Source organism: Methanosarcina sp. MSH10X1, from assembly GCF_004099695.1.
In the GTDB taxonomy this organism is placed as follows: Archaea; Halobacteriota; Methanosarcinia; order Methanosarcinales; family Methanosarcinaceae; genus Methanosarcina.
Genome location: NZ_SCHL01000004.1, coordinates 87564 through 104814, shown reverse-complemented (window position 1 = coordinate 104814; position 17251 = coordinate 87564). Strand labels below are relative to the sequence as shown.

Genomic DNA, 17251 nt, shown 5'->3' with positions numbered 1-17251 from the left:
ATCAGGTAAAAATCTCCTGGTATTCCGGAAGAGAAAAACTGCTGTGAGCCGGATAGAAACAGTAACTGGAGGCTCTTGACTTCCCCCATAAATTAAAGTATACGCAGGAAAACTTAAAAATGTAGCAAAAATAAAGTTAACTTTCCAGATACATAATTATAAAAAATATATAATGGGACTCCTTCGTAAGCCTGCTTCGAGAATTGCTGGTAAGCACAGGAAAAAATTTACGCGGTTCAATTGAAAGACCAATTGCATGAAACTTTAAAATTTAATTCATAATCTGTCGCAAGCGTATTAACGCCTTTTTTACCCTCCAGGCACGTAAATCCTGTAAAGAGAGCGCCTCCATAGGTATTTTAGATATTGAGAGGCTGAAGGTCTTGCTGTCCCAGCAATTCAACGCAGAGCCATACGAACGGGTCTTAGTCTGTTTAGTCTGTTTTATACTCACATTCATGCCAGTTTAGTTGTTAACACCAGCAGCTAAACCAGTTACAGCCGCTCCCACAGAAGCTAAAGAAATTAAAGAACCCAAAACAATTGAAGTCAAAACAATTGAAGCCGCTGCCACACCTGTCTTTCCAGTCGCACTTGTCATTCCAGTCGTACCTGTCATTCAAGTCGTACCCGTCATTCAAGTCGTACCCATCTTTATCGTCACACTTGTCTTTATCGTCACACTTGTCTTTATCGTCACACTTGTCTTTATCGTCACACTTGTCTTTATCGTCACATTTGTCTTTATCGTCACATGCGCTAGCTGACGCAGCTATCAGTGACAGTACGAAGAGAACCATCACCAAGATACTCATTGTCTTTTTAAATATACCCATTTGTGTACACTCCCTAAATTGATACGTTTCTAAAGCTGTCGGCTTTTTAACACATTTCCATCGTCAGATAGGGCGCTTGAAGATAATTATACCAATTAATCATCCGCGTTATGTTGAGAAGACATAATACTAGCTAATTTACCTTCTTTTACTGCTGAAAACACTCTGTTGATGAAAAGGATTCAAATCGCGCCAACAATTGAGACGTACAACAAAAGATTATGATTTAGAGGATATAATATATATAGAAATATAAATAAGGAACCATAATCAATTAAGTAGATATATTTAATAATATATATTTCACAGGTGCGCTTCAGGTCGTCCCAGATAACGTCACTATATAAGTATAATTATTGAAGTTATTATTTTTTTAGAAAATTTTCACATGAGATCCCATTTCATGCTTGACTTTAGCAGCCTCAAGGGTGATTTCTGTATAAAATTCTATCACTAATTCAGGAAATTAATTTAAAAAGGTAAATTTAAGTCCTGGCATAACCTGCAACTATGCCGGCGTGACGCCGGAAAATGGCAGATGAATACAATTTAACAATAAGATTCAATTTTGTTAATAAGATACACTTTTAATGTGATTAAATTTAATCTAATAATAGTGATAAAGGTTAATTTTCGACAGGTAAAAATATAAAAAGGCTTTAATCGATTTTTTGAGAAAAACCGGTAGACTACTGTATTCCTAAAAGCACTGATGTCATTGGGAAAATAATAATGGAATTACCTTCGGGGGGGGGGAATTATTTTGGATAAGGCGGAAAAACATACAGGTTACAGCAAAGGTAAGGACAGCTCAGGCAAAGGAACCTCGAATAAATATTTTTACCCGATCTACGGCATACTTCTACTCATAATCGTGTTTATAACATATACTATCCTTCGGTACGCTGAAGAGCCTATTGAGGCGATACGCCGGTTTGCAGGAACTTTCGGTTACCTGACCGTGTTCCTCGCAATAGTCACATCAGAATATATGGCCAAAATGAAAAAAATATCAGGACTTCCTTTTATGAAAGCTCACCATAATCTGGCGAGAATTGGGTTACTGCTAATCCTTATTCATCCACTGACTTTTGTTTTACAGGGGAGAGGAATTGGAATTTTTTCGCCTATTTCTCCAACAAATGTTTTCATTGGGTTGGCAGGTCGTCCGGCTTTTTACCTCTTCTTTCTGGCTGCCGGAATTGCGTTATACAGGAAGAAGTACAGAGACTGGAGGAAAATCCATTACCTCAGTTACCTGGCCTTCTTACTCGTCACAGTACACGCCCTGATGTTAGGTGACGACTTCGAACTGGTTATAATGAGGGTACTTGCAATTGCAATGGCAATTACTGTGACCGTTATATTTATACACAAAAGATTTTCATCAGGACGAAAAAGGCGATAAGCAATTGAAACTCCTGACCAGAGCTGTATACTTAACTGAATAAAAACAGAAAATATATAAAAACTAAAGTTATATTGTCCGGGGATGATCTAACTTTCATTAATAGTGGGCTCGACAGGTGTACTTCTGCTGCTGATGGCATTTCTCCTCAACCTTTTCGAAATTCTGGCGTATGATACGAAAACCTATGCGACCCTTAATTTGGTGGGAGCCGGGCTTTCGTGTTATGCGTCAGTTCTTATTGACTATATGCCCTTTGTAATTTTAGAAGGGACATGGGTATTTGTAGCTTTTGCCGGTTTAATCCGTCTTCTTAAGAATTCAGGCAGGAATTAAGAATCGGATAACCAGCCGATTGCAAAGGCCGTTTAAAATTCCAGCAAACTTACCTTTCTTCCTTTTCCAAAAACCTGTCAATTTGGCTGGAAAGATTCTGTACTTCGCTTCGCAGTTCTGTAATTTCTTTTGAAGAAAGTTCCTCTTTATCTTTCCCGACAAGCATACTTGCCAGAGCTGCAGTTATGTACCCGAAGATTGAGAAAGCATAAACTGATAATGAAAAAGCCAGTACTCTTCCTTCTGGGGTAACTGGCCAGTAAGCGCTCCCTATTGTAGTCATAATCATGGCTGTCCACCATAGTGCATCCCAATAGGAAGTAAGTCCTGGGCGCTCAAAATTGTACATTCCTGCTGCACCAAGAAAAGTAATCAAAGCCGTAAGCAACACAACATACCTCAAACCCCTCTTCCTGATTACCTGCCGGACTGTTCTTATGCTTCGATTGAAAGAGGAAAGAAGTCGGGCCAGATTAAGAGACCGGACAGAATTTGCAAACCTGACCAGCTTCAATCCGCGAAATAGCTTTAAAATTCTTAATGCGGGCAAAAACAGGGAAAGAGCAACAAACCAGTTCTTTTTTAAATAATCCTTTTTTATAGGAGAAATATACAATTCAATAAAAAAATCGATGATAAATATTCCCCAGATAACCAGACTTAAGTTTTGCAGAGAAGCCGAGAGACCATATACGAATTCGACAATAATAAGAACCAGCCATAAGAGTGACAGCAAAGTTAAAGGAAAGTCAAAAATATCATTAATCTGGGAAAGCAATTCTGTTCTTTCATCGTTTAATTGCTTTTTATCCATGTCTTTATGTCTCACCGAAATTTATACAGGTTATCAGGTGAGTTCAATCCTGCTTTTAAAAGAAAGGTTAGATAAATAATATTAGATTTCTGAGCATTTATAGCTATCTCTGTTAAGTCCGGTTAGATAAAAAGGCATTATAGAGTGACCTGAAAAAGGAAGATGTTTTTAAAAAATTCTTGATATAAAATAAAGTTTTATAAAATAAAATGTTTTGAGCAGACCGGGTACTTCCCTGGCTCAGTCCGCTCTAAAATCAAACCTTTACTTCTCCTCAACTATTACAGTACCACGCATGGAAGGATGAAGCGAGCAATAATACTCATAAGTGCCTGCGTCGGTAAACAGGAACTCATATGATTCTCCTTCCTGGAGTGTGCCGGAATCGAAATTCGGACCCGTAACTGTATGAGTAGCTGAATCAAGGTTCGTTTACCTTACAATGTCACCTGCTGATACTGTAACCGACTCGGGGTTAAAGGCAAAATCATTGATTGACATATCGACAGTCTTGCCTTCCGCACCTTCCGTTCAATCCATTTCAGTCACGTTATCCATGCCTGTGAGATTCATGGTTTCGGGCATGTAACACTTCATGATCCCGGTAAAATAACAAACCTTCATTCCGGTAGTGTTATCCGTACCACTCATATTATCCATCTCAGTCATGTTGTCAGTGCCTGTCATGTTACCCATAGCTTCGGGCGTATAGCAGTCCATAGCTCCGAGAAGGTAACATCTCTGCACAGCCGTCCTGTCATCCATGCCTGTCCGGTTGTCCATTCCAGACCTGTTGTCCATTGCTGTCGTATTATTCATTGCCTCAGGCGTATAACAGTCCATGGCTCCGAGAAGATAACACTTTTCCATGCCAGTTGTGTTATTCGTTCCAGTCATATTATCCATGTCAGGCATATAACATTTCATGACCCCGGCTAAATAACAGGACTTTGTTTCAGTCATGTTGTTCATGCGAGTTGTATTGTTTGTGCCAGTCACGTTACCCACAGCTTCGGGAACATAACATTTCATCATTCCGGCTAAATAACAGGTTTTCGTCTCGGTCATGTTATCCATGCCTGTCCCGTTATCCATTCCAGTCATATTGTCCATTGCTGTCGTATTATTCAAAGCTTCAGGCGTATAACAACTCATGGCTCCGAGAAGATAACATCTCTCCATACCCGTCCTGTTATCCATGGCAGTCCTATTGTCCATGCCAGTCACGTTGTCCATACCAGTCCTATTGTCCATGCCAGTCACGTTGTCCATACCCGTCCTGTTATCCATGGCAGTCCTGTTATCCATGGCAGTCAGATTGCCCATCGTTTCAGGAATATAACATTTTATGGCTACGGCAAGATAACACGTCTTCATGTCAGTCCTGTTGTCCATACCGGTCACATTGCCCATACCAGTCCTGTTATCCATGCCAGTAACATTGTCCATGCCAGTCATGTTATCCATGCCAGTAACATTGTCCGTGGTTCCAGACACATTATTGGTCATATCTCCAGTCTGTGTTTCGGTTAAGTTAGCAGTCTGGGTCTGAGTAAGGTTTGCAGTCTGGATTTGGGTTAAGTTTGTGGTCTGGGTCTGGGTCAAATTTCCAGCCTGTTCCTGGGTCATATTACCGGTCATGTTATCCATGCCAGTCATGTTATCCATATCAGTCCTGTTGTCCACGGTTGTTGTCGCGTTGTCGAAATCGAGGATCTCAAGCCCTTCAAGCTGGGGATCGTCAAACGCTACATGGATAAAAGTCTGGTTTTCTCCGTCTGGCAGACTGTAGTTGGTAGGCACTGGCTGTTCCTGCATTGTTCCATTGTCAGCCATCACCTTCTCAGGCAGCACGAGATGAGCCTGTATGCCCCTGTGAGGCAGTTCGTTATCAAAGAGCAGCCTGTATCCCTGCTGATCAGGATTCCTGATACGTTCGGTTGCCATGGCATGTATTACCCTGTTATCGCTGACAAGAGTATCATTTATGTAAAGTTCTCCTACCCCCCATACAGCTCCGTAAGCATAAGAAGTTGGTTCCATACGAGTGTCTATTCCAGTCTTTCCATGTGCGATGCCATCGACAACCACACCGCCAAAGACCGGATGGAACTGCCCAACGCGAGTAATATTTGTCAGGACAACCCTGTACCTGATTTCTCCTGTCGGGTCCGTGAAATTGAACTCGGCTTCAGCCATATCTTCGGATTCATTTACATCCACAGGAGTGTTGTCTGTTAAATTCATGGTGAAGGAACCATTAATGCGCGAGAAATTATCAGAATAGGGCGTTGGCACCGACGTTGTGGTAAATTCATCCCCACTCACAGACCTGTTCTCTATTGGCACACCAATTTCCGGTTCAAATCCCAGTGGCATTTCAGGAGTTCCGAAAATCTGAGGATCGAGGCTTCTCGGACCCGGAAGAATCCATTTAACATCCTCACCGGTTTCCTGGCTAATATTAATAGTTTTATTTACATTTTCAAGTGTACACATTTCATCTGCTGCGGTTAAGTTTCTCTGTGAAGATGTGTTATTTTCTCCCTCTTGCGCCTGCGCTAATCCAAATGAAAAAGCAAGGCAGAGTATTAGCAGAGAAACTATTAACTTTATTTTCATTGATTACCCCCCATATACGAATTAGGCTAATTGAACTAATTAAATATATTTTATTATTAAATATATATAATAAAATAAAATTCAATTTAATATAAAACAAATAAATAATAATGGTCGGTTTATAAATACTTAATCTATATTAACTACAGTAACTAGTTTTATTTTCACAATTGGGAGGCTTCTTGAGAGTGTATACTTAACATAATTTTATTACGTTATTAAAAAATGGTTCTGATTTTGCCCTGTGATTTCTCAGAGCTTTATTATTTAAGAATTATTAGATTCGATTGGGAACTCGCTGGCCCAAATATTTAGTAAAAAGAGAATCAGAACACTTTACAGCTGATTTAGACATTTAAAGAACAGGTAGATAAAAATACAGTTGCCAGAAATAGTTAGAAAAAGTAGAGAACTGTAAACCATCTATAAGCTTGCAGCCTCCACTTTTAAACCGAACTGTGAAATCAAGACAGCCGATTACATATTTCTAAATCCATACTTTACTGCACTGACGTCTTTACCAATCAATGACTACGGAATTCTTTAAATCACGTTCCTGATCTCAGGTCATGCTTTCCACTTCAGTCGCAGTTTGATTTACATCACAGGTAACGTTTTTGGTCACGATTGAAATCGTGTCATCCATGCTCCTGATTACAGCCAGCTTTCCGGTTATGTTATACATGTCTTCATCTGTACCTTCGTCCATCTCGGAGATGTCAGTAATATCTCCGATCATAGTCTTATCTCCATCCATTGTGGTCAGGTCAGTCAGACCTTTTTCTATTTTATCTACAGTTCCGACCATGTAATCTACATTACTAATTATAACCATCTTTCCGGTAAGATTACACTCCGCGGGTTGGTCACCTGTATCCCCAACCATTCCGGTCATATTACCCATTATTTCGGACATCTCATTGATGCCACCAACGTTTTTAATCATAACTATCTGTCTGGTCATATCACCTGTAACACTTCCGGTCATATTTCCAGCCATGCGTACAGTCATGTTGTCCATGTTATCAGTCATGTTGCCCATGTCTTCGGTCGGGTTGAGCGTGATGGTTCCACTCATATCTCCTATCAGGACCACAGTCATCTTGTCCATACCTTCAGTCATGTCACCGGTCATGTTATCAGTCATGTTTCCAGTCATGTTTCCGGTCATATTTCCGGTCATGTTATCAGTCATGTTTTCCATGCCAGTTATGTTTTCTGTCCTTCCGAAGATGACCACACTTCCAGACATACCATCCATTCTTCCGACCATAACTGCTTTTTCAGTCATATTGGCCATATCCCTGATCAGGATCATCCGTCCAGTCACATCAAGTTCCATGCCTTCGGTCATGTTACCGGTCATATTATCCATACCTTCGGTCATATTACCGGTCATATTATCCATACCTTCGGTCATATTACCGGTCATATTATCCATACCTTCGGTCATGTTATCCATACCGTTGGACATGTTATCCGCATCTTCGGTCATGTTATCCATGCCATTGGTCATGTTACCGGTCATGTTGTCAGTCATATTACCGGTCATATTATTCGTTTCTTCGATCATAACCGCGTTTCCGGTTATATTGCATGTAATGGTTTCAGTAATATTTCCGGCCATGATTACATCTATTTCGTCCATATCTGCGATCGCATTACCCTGTGCCTGCACGGATGCCATAGACAGTGCCAGGCATAGCGCTAAAAGAGAGATTACCAGCTTCAATTTCATTCTTTACCCCCGTTACGAGTTCGACCGCTGGGTCGACTATATGCGTCTTCTCATAAACTTAAAAATAATTTAATATAATTATATTAATAATAAAGAATCCGCTTATAAATAATTAATCTCTATCAATTATAGAGGCTAGTCCGGTTTTGAGAATTAGGGGGCATTTTAAAAGTTAAGATCTGTCAAATATTTATTATACATGAGATAACACATACTAAATAACATCACTTTAAAAACTGTGGTGAAAAATTATATTTAATGCTTATTTTAAATTGTCCATAATCCAGTTTCTTACTTCTGCGTAAACCTCATCTGATACTTCTTTCAAGCCGTGACCCGCATTTTTGTAGATTTTGATCTTTTTAGGTTCATGTGCCAGATTATACGCATATACCGAACTGCTGGGAGGTAAGGTTTCGTCCGCTTCACCGTGAATTAAAAATACTGACGTGCTCGCAGGAAGGAGAGAGATCGGACTGATGCCATGGCTCTGGGTGGCGAGAGTAACTACGGTTTTTATACCCATGTCGTTAAATGCAGCCTGAACGACAACCGCACCCCCAAAAGAATGCCCTATAAGGCCAAAGACCCTGATATTCTCGGCTTTTAAAAACCCAAGGCCTACAAGCACATCTACTATAGCTTCGGTCAGATCCGTAGGATACCTGAAGCTTACCCTTAGTGAACTTATCCCGGCTTTTTTTAAATCGACACATAAACGAGGATACAGGTTCTCGGCAGGAGTATCAAAACCCCCTCCAATTCCCCCTACCATAATTACTCCTTTATCTGCCTGTTCTGCCCTGTAATAATGGCAATCTATTCTGCCACGACTGGTATCTATTCTAACCAGTTCAAACGAATCTCCAGGCTCTCTTTTTAGATCGAGAATAGCAACTTCCAGCGGTTCTTCCCCTGTTTCACTTTTCTTTGTGCCTTGCATAAATATAGTCTAAAACTCCTGCTTATTAGGCTCTTACGGGCACGCTAAATTATTTAGTAATATATGAAAAACCATAATGAAGCCTTAAACCTCCTATTGCGGTTTTAAGACCTTAACAGCAGAACTTACAGGGCAATAACAGCACCTCTTCTGGCGCTAAAAAAATTAAAGAATATATTTACAGATAAAAGAAAAACATAACTTTAATTAAAAATACGAAGAATAGAGCACGACTTTACTGACAATAATCGGAGTTATCACATGGAAAATATTAAAGAGTTTTTCAAGAACGACAAATTCGCTGCAATGACAGGAATAGAAATTCAGGAAGTCTCGCCCGGGTATGCAAAAGCTGTCATGAATATAGAAGAAAAACATTTCAATGCTCTGAAAACCGTTCAGGGAGGTGCATTATTTACGCTTGCGGATTTGACTTTTGCCGCAGCATCAAATGCATACGGCACTGTTGTTGTTGCCATCAATGCAAATATCTCTTTCGTAAAAGCCGCAACAGGGAAAACTCTTGTAGCCGAAGCAAAAGAAACATCGATTAACCCCAAAATCTCGACATATACTGTGAAAATAACCGATGATGAGGGAGACCTCGTTGCAATATTTCAGGGCATGGGCTACAGGAAAAAGATTTCACTTGACGAACTGGCTCACACATAAATTCAGTAGAATGAGTTATCAGCAAATCTGAAAATATAGATGCTGAGTGAGATGCGGAGTAGCAGCTATAAAATAAAAGATACAGTTGGATGTTTAGATAGAAAATCAACCGAAGAGTGAGTTTCCAGAAGACTTTCTCTCAAAACTTTTTAAAATTTTTGCATAGCCAGGCATGGGATATATAAAAGTATACTATTATAAAATAGAATTAAATCATAAAATAGAATTAAATCACAAAATAGAATTAAATCATAAAATAGAATTAAATCTAAAACAAAATCCAGTTTAAAATTGGCTTGAGGTTAAAAAAGAGTTAATTGAAAAGAGTAAGAGATTTTCAATGCGACTGCCGGGATTCGAACCCGGGTTCTAAGCTTGGGAAGCTCAGGTCATAGCCACTAAACCACAGTCGCATAAGGATGTAAAGAAGTGCTGTGTATTCTTCTCATGAATCTTTTAGATATTAAAGGTTTCGGTAATGAGGAAGAACGGCAGAGATGGCTGTTTTATTTCAAGAAGAGAAAAAAAACTCTATTTCTGAAATTTGAGGGTGCAAAGCGATAAAGACCTTAGAAGGGAATAATAGAATAGAGAAAAATTTCAAAGCGTTTTTTTCGGAGAGAGGGCAATGGCTCGGTTTATAGAGCTTGCAGAGCTTTTTGATGAACTTGAAAAGATAACATCTCATAAGGAAATTGTCAGGAAAATTGCCAACTTTTTCTAGGAACTTGAAGGAAAGGAAGTAAAGGACAGTGCATACCTTTTCCTCGGGAGCATAGGGCCTGCTTTTGAGAGTACGACACTGGGAGTAGGGGATAAGCTTGCTTTAAAAGCTATTGCAGGGGCATATGAGATTTCCGAAGAAGAAGTTAAAAAAAGATACTCAACGATAGGGGACCTTGGCGATGTAGCTTTCGAGTTAAACAGGGGAGAAGGAAAATTGCTGACAATTGATGAAGTATTCGAAAAGCTCAGAGAGATAAAAGCAGCTTCAGGAAAAGGAAGCATAGAAGAAAAAATCAGACTGCTTTCCGGTATTCTGCAGCGAGCCAGTCCTGAAGAAGGAAAATATATAGTCAGGATTGTGCTCGGGAAGCTCAGGCTGGGATTTGGGGACCAGTTTTTGCTTGAGGCATTTTCTATTGCTTTTACAGGGGATAAAAAGTACGCCGCAAAGATCAAGGAAAGTTATAGTCTCTGCACTGATATTGGAGAGCTTGCAGAATCCCTTGAAGAATACGGTCCTGGAGCTATTGGACGCTTTTCCATAAAGCCTGGGCGCCCTGTCAGGTCAATGCTTGCCCAGCGCGTGGGAACTTTCGAAGAGCTTGAGAAGAGAATTCCCGGAAGAAAAGCAGCCGAAGAAAAATATGATGGGGAAAGGGTACAGATTCATAAAGACGGAGACGAGATCAAAGCCTTCTCTCGAAGGCTTGAAGATATAACTGCCCAGTATCCTGATCTTGTGGAGGCGGTCAGGAAAGGCATCAGCGCGGAGAAAGCCGTACTTGACGGAGAAATCATTGCATACCTTGAAGGCAGGAAAGCCGATGATTCTACCGGAGAATTTTATTCGTTTCAGAGACTGATGCAGAGGCGCAGAAAATATGAGGTTCAAAAATACACTGAAATCTGCCCTGTTGCCGTGTTCTTTTTCGATATCCTGTATCTTGAAGGAAATTCCCTTCTGAAAGAACCGTATCCGAAAAGAAGGGCTTTTCTCGAAGACCATGTAAATGAATCAAAAGCTCTTCGCCTGGCTAGAAGAATTGTTACGGATAATCTTGAAGAGATCGAGGATTTTTTTAACGAGACTCTGGAAAAAAGGCTTGAAGGAGTTATAATCAAATCCATGAGCAGTAATTCGGTCTACGAAGCCGGAAAAAGGAGCTGGTTCTGGCTCAAATGGAAAGAAGAATATGCCGAGGGGATGCGGGAGACTTTTGACCTTGTAATTGTAGGAATGTATTACGGGAGAGGAAAAAGAAAAGGTTCATTTGGAGCCCTCCTCTGCGCAATTTTTAACGAAGAAGAACAGCGTTTTGAAACCTTTACGAAAGTAGGTACAGGATTTACAGAAGAGAATGCAAAGGAAATCAACAGCCTGCTCTCAGGACATATTCTCACTGAAATCCCGAAGAACGTGTTTGTAAAGAGTAGAATGCTCCCGGATATTTTCGTAGAGCCTGCTGTTGTTATTGAAGTCCTTGGTATGGAAATTACGGAAAGCCCTGGTCATACCGCCGGACAGGAGGAAGGAAATACAGGGCTTGCTCTGCGCTTTCCTCGCTTTTTGCGCATAAGATACGACAAAGGTCCCTTTGATGTCAATACAGTTAAAGAGATCAGGAACTTGAAGGAAGGCGAAGATGTATAAGGATTTACGCAGAAAGGGAAGGAAGGGATGCAGAAAATACAGGAAAGAGTAAATGTAAAGGGCGGGGGGAGTAATTGAAAAATCGCGAAGTTGCCGAGTTATTTTATGAGGCTGCCGATATTCTTGAATACCAGCAGGTTGAATGGAAACCCCGGGCTTATCGGAAAGCAGCCCAGATGATAGAAAATCTCGGAGAGGACATAGAAGCGATCTATGCCAGAAAAGGGAAAACCGGACTGACCGAAATTCCGGGTATTGGAGAGTCCATTGCCGATCATATTGCCGAGTATCTGGAAACAGGCAAAGTAGAGAAGTTTGAAAACCTTAAAGAAAAAGCCCCTTTGGGCGCTGCGGAACTGCTTGAGATCCGGGGGCTTGGGGCAAAGAAAATGAAAAAACTTACCGATGCCCTTGGAATAAAAACCCTCTCTGACCTTAAAGACGCAGTTACTGCCCACAGACTCAAAAGGCTTGAGGGCTTTGGAGAAAAAAGCGAAGAAAATCTGGCAAGAGCAATTGAGCAGTATGAGAAAAGTCACGCCCGGATAGCTCTGGGGAAGGCGCTTCCACTTGCAGAGGAGGTTATATCCGCTTTAAAAGCCTTATGTCAGGACACAAACCCTAAAATCGATCTCTCGAAGATAATCTACACAGGCTCACTTCGCAGGTTGAAAGAAACTATCGGGGACATCGACATCCTGGCAGAAGCCGAAAAAGAAGAGGCTCCAGAGGTAATGAATTGTTTTGTCTCTCTTCCGGACGTTGATCAGGTTATCTTAAAAGGCAGCACAAAAAGCAGCGTAATTCTGAGAGAAGGAACTGCTATTGACTTGAGAGTAGTCCCGCCTGAGAGCTACGGGGCAGCTCTTCAGTATTTCACGGGCTCAAAGGAACACAATATAGAGCTCAGGAATATTGCCATTAAAAACGGTTACAAACTCTCGGAATACGGGCTGTATTTAAAGGAATCAGGAGAACAGATAGCAGGCAATAGCGAAGAAGAGATTTATGATAGACTTGGGCTTATCTACATTCCTCCCGAACTTCGGGAAAGCAGGGGAGAAATTAAAGCCGCTGCAAGAAATACTCTGCCCAGGCTGATAGAGCCCGGGGATCTCAGGGGAGATCTCCATATGCACACAACCTACAGTGAGGGAAAAGACAGCCTTAAAACCATGATAGGAAGAGCAGAGGCTCTTGGTTATGAGTATATCGCAGTAACCGACCATTCGCGTTCCCAGAAGGTTGCCAATGGCCTGGAAATCGAAAAACTAAAAGCCCAATGGGAAGAAATTGACAAACTCTCGAAACGTTTCAGGATAAAAATTCTTAAAGGTTCCGAGGTTGATATCCTGAAAGACGGAAGCCTGGACTATCCTGACGAAATTCTCAGGGAACTCGATGTTGTCGTCGGGTCTATACATTCCGGTTTTGCATCCCCTGAAAGAAAAATGACCGAAAGGATTGTCACGGCTCTGGAACACAGGTATCTTGATATTCTTGGACATCCTTCGGGCAGGCTGCTCGGAAGAAGAGAACCCTATGCCGTTAATTTTGAGAAAGTTTTTGAAGCTGCGGCTGCAAACGGAAAAGTTATTGAGATTAACAGCCAGCCCTCAAGGCTTGACCTCAACGACGAGCTCATCCTGCGAGCAAAGACCTTTGACCTTAAATTCTGCATCTCCACCGACAGCCATTCCACCACCGGCCTTTCCTTCATGCGTTACGGGCTCGGGCAGGCGCGGCGCGGCTGGCTCGAAAAAGAAGACGTTGTGAACACCTATCCCTGCTCCAGGCTTAAAGAAATTTTCACAAAACCCAAAACATGATCGGATTGAACCGAAACAGTTGAACTGCGACCGTTGCGCCGGTCGATCACGCCGATAGCGACGTTTTCGATAAAGCATGCGTTTTTGATAAAACTTTTTTTGAAAAAGTTTTCGCTCAAGCCTTTTTGTAAAAGGCTTGCGGCAAAAGAAATAAAGCATCTGTGACCAATTAGATAAGAACAGATAGATTTGAATGACTCTTAAATTGAGTTCGAATAAATTAAATAAGCTTAGTCTTATTTTTAGTAATTATTTCAGGTACTTAAATCTCCAGAGGTGTTCCGGATGCTCCAGGTTTACAATACCCTTACGAGAAAGAAAGAGGTTTTCAAACCCTTAAAGGAAGGCGAAGTCTCAATTTACGCCTGCGGACCTACAGTTTACGGTATGCCGCATATAGGCAATTATCGCACTTTCCTGATGGCGGATAACATTGTGAGAACTCTTGAGTACCTTGGATATAGAGTAAAACTTGTAATGAACATTACCGACATAGATGACAAAACCATCAGAGATTCAAAAGCAGCCGGAATGTCACTTAAAGATTTTACGGATAAATACACGGCAGAATTCTTCAAGGGTCTTGATATGCTGAACATAAAAAGGGCTTCAGCGTATCCGAGAGCCACGGAAAATGTTGGCAGTATGATTGAGCTTGCAAAAAAATTGATAGACAAGGGACTGGCTTACGAAAAGGGCGGGTCGGTCTACTATCGAATCTCCGCATTCCCGGATTACGGCAAGCTTTCAAAGCTTAATTTCGACAAAATAATAGTTGGCGCGTCGGTAGACGTGGACGAGTATGATAAAGACAATCCCCGCGATTTCGCTCTCCTGAAAGCTTCAACCCCTGAAGAAATTGAAAGGGGAATTTATTATGAAAGCCCGTGGGGAAAAATCCGTCCTGGCTGGCATATCGAATGCTCAGTAATGGCTATGAACAGCTTCGGGCCCACGCTGGATATGCATCTGGGAGGAGTTGACCTCATCTTTCCCCATCACGAGAATGAAATCGCGCAGTCGGAAGGGGCAACCGGAAAGCCTTTTGCATGTGACTGGATTCACGGGGAACACCTGATAGTTGAAGGGGAAAAGATGAGCAAGTCCAAAGGAAACATCTTCACACTGCCCGAGATCGTAGAAAAGTACGGTGGGGAGGTCGTCCGTTTTATGTTTCTTTCAGTCCACTATCGTAAAAAACTGGACTATTCCGATGACTTCGCAGAAAATGCTAAAAATAATTATATGAAGCTCAAAGAAACACTCGAGAACCTTGAGTTTGCCCTGGAAAGTGCAGAAGATAGAGCTTTTCCCGAAGACGATAAGGTCCTTAGAGCCCTTCCTGAATTTGAGACCCAGTTCAGGGAAGCTCTTGAGGATGATTTCAATACCCCAAAAGCCATAACGGTTTTCAGGGAACTTTCACGTACAGCCAATAAATATCTTGACTCCGGGAAAAACCGACAGGTTCTTGAAGAATTTCATTCCCTATACAGGCAGTTTTCGGATGCTCTGGGACTTTTCGCCGAATCCGGAAAAAAGAAAATCCCCGAAGATGTCATGAAATTGGTTAAAGAACGTGAGGCCGCCAGGAAAAAGAGAGATTGGGCAGTTTCGGATACAATCCGGGAAAAAATAAAATCCCTGGGATATATCGTGCAGGATACGAAAGAAGGACCGAATTTAAAGGAAGCTGAAGAAAGTTGATACAGCCCTTGTATAAGCTTCTTTAACTGAGGTCCTTAAAACGTCAATAATTATTTATCCAAACATATACTACTTTATTCACGTTAATCTATTCTTACTCAGGGCCACGTTCCTTTTTTCTTTGATGCGTGCCCTTATCGCCTATAGGGGGGCAATTTCTGGACAAAGTTACTGTTGATGAAAAGATTATTGATAACTCCGGCAGGGATGCCTTAAAAGCTGGAGGTATTTTAGCCGAACTGGGGCATGCTCCAGGTACAGTAAAAGCATTGAAGCTCGTATCTCCGGGAGCTCTGGAAGAGAAATCTACAGAATCGATTGATAACGCGATGCTTATGATTAAAGAAATCTCTAAAAAAGTTGTGGACAATCTGGAAGAAACTCCTGCTGAGTTCAGGCCATCTCAGGTGGAGCTAACTTTTAACCTGCTTCTGACTATGAATGGGAGAGCAGTTATAACCAAATCGGAAAAGGAGAATAATCTGAAAGTAATGCTAAGATGGAAGGATAAAGGAGATAAGACCGAAAAGGAAATCCCTGAAGAATAAGGCTGAAGCCCTGTTCTAGAATTATACAACCTTTTTAATGTAAATACATGAGTTCGGATGGAGGACCTTCTGACAATATACTCACTTATTGGGTCTGCAGTTAAATCCTGCAGGTCTACCTTATAATGGCTCTTGTAGTTCTTTTTCATGGTTCCGGAAGGAAGAAATAATATGATCTAAAACAGTTAAAAGTGGTAGGTGGCATGAGTTCCAAACTTCTTGCTTTTTTATTGGTCGTTTCACTTTTTGCAAATGCTTACTTTGTCCTGTTTGAGGAGCAGCCCTCCCTTGGAGAGGAGCAGGTCAAGGAGATGCAGGCTCGCATAGATTCCCTTGAAACGGAAAACGAAAACCTCAAGGGACAGGTAGAACAGAATAATAAGTCGCTTCAATCTTACGCTTCTCAGTTAGAGTATTATCGTGAAAGAATTTTTGAGCTTGAGAGCAGTTCTCAAACGTGTCCTGCAGGAATTGAGGGCTTTGCTACCCTTCAGGGACCTGCAGTCTTCCAGAAAGTTGAACTGGAGAGGTCAGGCCCCTTCATCAGGGAAAACATCTCTGAGGAAGGAGCTTTGCTTGAGATCTCGGTTGAGATCAGACCTGGAAAAGGCCGTGTACTCGTTCAAACAGTCCCGTTAACGGGGGTGGGTTTCCAGGACGCGGCAAATACTGCGGTTTTCGTAGCCGAAAGTGAGACCGGAAATCCGCTGTCAAGCAGTGATGTTATTTTTAGTGTAACTGCTGAAGAAGACGTTCCAGGCGGGGTCGATGGTCCCAGTGCAGGCGCCCTCATGGCCCTTCTTACAATCTCCGCAGTCGATAATAGCACCAGATTGAATGATAGCATTACTCTTACAGGTACTATTGATAGTGAAGGTAGTATCGGAGAGATTGGTGGGGTTGTTGAAAAAGCCGAGGCTGCAAAAGCAGGGGGCAAAACCCTCTTCCTGGTTCCCAGAGAAAACAGTGAACTTGTTACGTATAAGCTGGTAGAAAGAAACTTCGGCGGGTTTATTATTACTGAGAGGGAACCGGAAATCGTAGATGCCGAGGAATACATAGAGGAAGAGGTGGGAATCGATATCGAATACGTGGATACGATTGATGATGTACTGAGATATCAGAGGTAAAATCGGGTCTTAATTTTTACTGTAACCTGATTGGTTTTCCGGGGATTATTTTTTCCTTCCCGGAACTAATTTCTGATTAAAAAATATTCTTTTTATTGCCTCACTTCATTTCTGATTAATAATATTTTTTGTTTTTACATGAATTGAAATCTTTTGTATTAAGTGAGTTGTTATGGCCTGGAGTTCCAGATATGAAAGAAACTGAATACTAATACCACCCTTATGCTTTAAGTCTATTCAACCAGACTCGACCTCTATTACTATTTCCATTTTTATATCCTCTATTTTATT

The 17251-nt window shown here is 41.3% G+C and carries 12 protein-coding genes, 1 tRNA gene and 2 pseudogenes; 9 read left to right on the top strand and 6 right to left on the bottom strand.

Features of this window, described 5'->3' with window-relative positions; genetic code table 11:
- Nucleotides 1–470 precede the first annotated feature (470 nt).
- The 3 genes from EQO05_RS04955 to EQO05_RS04945 all read left to right on the top strand — a co-directional run bounded on the left by EQO05_RS04955 (nucleotide 471) and on the right by EQO05_RS04945 (nucleotide 2580).
- Complete coding sequence (locus EQO05_RS04955; RefSeq protein ID WP_128504354.1) at nucleotides 471–767, top strand: hypothetical protein; 297 nt, start codon at nucleotides 471–473, stop codon at nucleotides 765–767.
- 832 nt (nucleotides 768–1599) lie between these two features.
- Nucleotides 1600–2244, top strand: coding sequence for a ferric reductase-like transmembrane domain-containing protein (locus EQO05_RS04950; RefSeq protein WP_240664336.1), 645 nt, complete (start codon nucleotides 1600–1602; stop codon nucleotides 2242–2244).
- A gap of 135 nt (nucleotides 2245–2379) precedes the next feature.
- The gene (locus tag EQO05_RS04945) at nucleotides 2380–2580 is read left to right on the top strand and encodes a hypothetical protein (RefSeq protein WP_164888467.1); all 201 of its coding nucleotides are present in this window, start codon (nucleotides 2380–2382) and stop codon (nucleotides 2578–2580) included.
- A gap of 49 nt (nucleotides 2581–2629) precedes the next feature.
- Here the strand turns inward: EQO05_RS04945 and EQO05_RS04940 are convergent, their stop codons facing one another.
- The 5 genes and pseudogenes from EQO05_RS04940 to EQO05_RS04920 all read right to left on the bottom strand — a co-directional run bounded on the left by EQO05_RS04940 (nucleotide 2630) and on the right by EQO05_RS04920 (nucleotide 8697).
- On the bottom strand, nucleotides 2630–3394 hold the full coding sequence (locus EQO05_RS04940; RefSeq protein WP_128504352.1) for a potassium channel family protein: 765 nt from the start codon (nucleotides 3392–3394) through the stop codon (nucleotides 2630–2632).
- A gap of 264 nt (nucleotides 3395–3658) precedes the next feature.
- Nucleotides 3659–3757, bottom strand: a pseudogene (locus tag EQO05_RS15925) (plastocyanin/azurin family copper-binding protein); the annotation flags it as partial.
- Nucleotides 3758–3925: 168 nt separating this feature from the next.
- Entirely contained in the window at nucleotides 3926–6016 is a 2091-nt protein-coding gene (locus EQO05_RS04930; protein ID WP_128504350.1) for a hypothetical protein, read from the bottom strand.
- 562 nt (nucleotides 6017–6578) lie between these two features.
- Nucleotides 6579–7754 (bottom strand): hypothetical protein, encoded by a 1176-nt coding sequence (locus EQO05_RS04925; RefSeq protein ID WP_128504348.1) that lies wholly within the window; start codon nucleotides 7752–7754, stop codon nucleotides 6579–6581.
- Nucleotides 7755–8016: 262 nt separating this feature from the next.
- Complete coding sequence (locus EQO05_RS04920; RefSeq protein ID WP_128504346.1) at nucleotides 8017–8697, bottom strand: dienelactone hydrolase family protein; 681 nt, start codon at nucleotides 8695–8697, stop codon at nucleotides 8017–8019.
- Between the two features lie 261 nt (nucleotides 8698–8958).
- Between EQO05_RS04920 and EQO05_RS04915 the strand changes: the two genes are divergently transcribed.
- Nucleotides 8959–9369, top strand: a complete 411-nt coding sequence (locus EQO05_RS04915) for a PaaI family thioesterase (protein ID WP_128504344.1) — start codon at nucleotides 8959–8961, stop codon at nucleotides 9367–9369.
- A 341-nt stretch (nucleotides 9370–9710) separates the two neighbouring features.
- On the opposite strand, the gene EQO05_RS04910 is transcribed toward EQO05_RS04915, so the two are convergent.
- Nucleotides 9711–9782, bottom strand: a tRNA-Gly gene (locus tag EQO05_RS04910).
- A 350-nt stretch (nucleotides 9783–10132) separates the two neighbouring features.
- Between EQO05_RS04910 and EQO05_RS04905 the strand changes: the two are divergent.
- From EQO05_RS04905 to EQO05_RS04885, 5 genes and pseudogenes are all read left to right on the top strand, one after another.
- A pseudogene (locus EQO05_RS04905) lies at nucleotides 10133–11746 on the top strand (ATP-dependent DNA ligase); the annotation flags it as partial.
- Nucleotides 11747–11820: 74 nt separating this feature from the next.
- Nucleotides 11821–13575, top strand: coding sequence for a DNA polymerase/3'-5' exonuclease PolX (polX, locus tag EQO05_RS04900; RefSeq protein ID WP_128504342.1), 1755 nt, complete (start codon nucleotides 11821–11823; stop codon nucleotides 13573–13575).
- A gap of 285 nt (nucleotides 13576–13860) precedes the next feature.
- Nucleotides 13861–15282: a cysteine--tRNA ligase gene (cysS, locus tag EQO05_RS04895; protein WP_128504340.1), complete on the top strand. Its 1422-nt coding sequence runs from the start codon at nucleotides 13861–13863 to the stop codon at nucleotides 15280–15282.
- A gap of 128 nt (nucleotides 15283–15410) precedes the next feature.
- Entirely contained in the window at nucleotides 15411–15830 is a 420-nt protein-coding gene (locus EQO05_RS04890; protein WP_128504338.1) for a CU044_2847 family protein, read from the top strand.
- Between the two features lie 203 nt (nucleotides 15831–16033).
- Nucleotides 16034–16960: a S16 family serine protease gene (locus EQO05_RS04885; RefSeq protein WP_128504336.1), complete on the top strand. Its 927-nt coding sequence runs from the start codon at nucleotides 16034–16036 to the stop codon at nucleotides 16958–16960.
- The last annotated feature ends 291 nt before the right edge of the window (nucleotides 16961–17251 follow it).

Bases quoted from the DNA above. Each gene is read 5' to 3' on its own strand.
- EQO05_RS04945 (WP_164888467.1), top strand. From the start codon at position 2,380: ATGGCATTTCTCCTCAACCTTTTCGAAATTCTGGCGTATGATACGAAA.
- EQO05_RS04940 (WP_128504352.1), bottom strand. From the start codon at position 3,394: ATGGATAAAAAGCAATTAAACGATGAAAGAACAGAATTGCTTTCCCAG.
- EQO05_RS04930 (WP_128504350.1), bottom strand. From the start codon at position 6,016: ATGAAAATAAAGTTAATAGTTTCTCTGCTAATACTCTGCCTTGCTTTT.
- EQO05_RS04925 (WP_128504348.1), bottom strand. From the start codon at position 7,754: ATGAAATTGAAGCTGGTAATCTCTCTTTTAGCGCTATGCCTGGCACTG.
- EQO05_RS04920 (WP_128504346.1), bottom strand. From the start codon at position 8,697: ATGCAAGGCACAAAGAAAAGTGAAACAGGGGAAGAACCGCTGGAAGTT.
- EQO05_RS04915 (WP_128504344.1), top strand. From the start codon at position 8,959: ATGGAAAATATTAAAGAGTTTTTCAAGAACGACAAATTCGCTGCAATG.
- cysS (WP_128504340.1), top strand. From the start codon at position 13,861: ATGCTCCAGGTTTACAATACCCTTACGAGAAAGAAAGAGGTTTTCAAA.
- EQO05_RS04885 (WP_128504336.1), top strand. From the start codon at position 16,034: ATGAGTTCCAAACTTCTTGCTTTTTTATTGGTCGTTTCACTTTTTGCA.